The sequence below is a fragment of the Falsiroseomonas oryziterrae genome (assembly GCF_021864505.1).
In the GTDB taxonomy this organism is placed as follows: domain Bacteria; phylum Pseudomonadota; class Alphaproteobacteria; order Acetobacterales; family Acetobacteraceae; genus Falsiroseomonas; species Falsiroseomonas oryziterrae.
On sequence record NZ_JAKJIB010000600.1, the window covers coordinates 1 to 1,113 of the forward strand.

Genomic DNA, 1,113 nt, shown 5'->3' on the forward strand with positions numbered 1-1,113 from the left:
CCGGCGGGTTCCGGGCCCGGCGGGTTCGCGCCTCAGGCGTGGGCGGCGCGGGGGGCGTGGCCGGCGAGGTCGGGCGGCGGGGGCGGGAGGCGGCCGCCGGTTGGGTCGCGGAGCACGTAGCCGCGGCCCCAGACGGTCCCGATCAGCTCCCCGGCGCCGGCCTGGGCGAGCTTCTTGCGGAGCTTGCAGATGAAGACGTCGATGATCTTCACCTCCGGCTCGTCCATGCCGCCGTAGAGGTGGTTGAGGAAGGCTTCCTTGGTCAGGACGTTGCCCTTGCGCAGCGTCAGCAGCTCCAGCACGGCGTATTCCTTGCCGGTGAGGTGGACGTTGCGCCCCTCCACGCTGACCTCGCGGGAGCCGAGGTTGAGGGTGAGCGGCCCGACCGAGAGGGTGGGCTGGGAGAAGCCCTTGGTGCGGCGGACGATCGCCTGGATGCGGGCCACCAGTTCCTGCTGGTCGAAGGGCTTGGTGATGTAGTCGTCGGCGCCCATGCCGAAGCCGCGCACCTTGGCCTGGGGGCGGGTGACGCCGGAGAGGATGAGCACCGGCGTCTCGACCCGCGCGGCGCGGAGCCGGCGGACGACCTCGTAGCCCTCCATGTCGGGGAGCATAAGGTCGAGGACGATGATGTCGTAGTCGTAGAGGCGGGCGAGCTCGAGGCTCTCCTCGCCCGTATCGGATGTATCCACGATCATCGATGCAGCCTTGAGCGCGAGATTGATCCCGCGGGCCACAATCGTGTCGTCTTCAACCAAAAGGACACGCATCTGGGCGATCTCCACATCCCATGCGTGCAGAGATAACACGGAACGGGGCGATTGGAAGGCGTGTTCACGAAAAAAACGTTCAGAGGAAGGAGCTTGGAGATATTTCAAGAAAATTCACTAATTTAAAGACGATCGCCCTGGTTGATCGGGCCGCCACGGCATGCGCGCTCCTCGCGCGCGTCCCGCCGACCATCGCCGAAGGGCGCCTGCAGGTCGCGACCGCCCACCGGTTCGACGTCGTCGGGCTGCGGCCCGCGCCGGCACTCGGCGAGCGGCTCCTGGTCGGCCACGGCGCCGAGGCGGTGCCGGCCGAGATCGTCGCCGTCGGGCCTCGGGGCGTCGC

Annotated in this window: 2 protein-coding genes; both read right to left on the reverse strand. The window is 68.4% G+C overall.

Annotated elements, in window-relative coordinates; genetic code table 11:
• Nucleotides 1-32: 32 nt before the first annotated feature.
• A complete protein-coding gene (ctrA, locus tag L2I40_RS23505; protein ID WP_237217770.1) occupies nucleotides 33-770 on the reverse strand; it encodes a response regulator transcription factor CtrA in 738 nt (245 codons plus the stop codon).
• A 122-nt stretch (nucleotides 771-892) separates the two neighbouring features.
• Nucleotides 893-1,113 (reverse strand): hypothetical protein (locus L2I40_RS23510; protein ID WP_237217771.1); only part of this gene is annotated, 221 nt, incomplete at its 5' end.

What these genes read in the sequence shown, in the direction of transcription:
- ctrA (WP_237217770.1), bottom strand. Translation starts at nt 770, where the DNA reads ATGCGTGTCCTTTTGGTTGAAGACGACACGATTGTGGCCCGCGGGATC.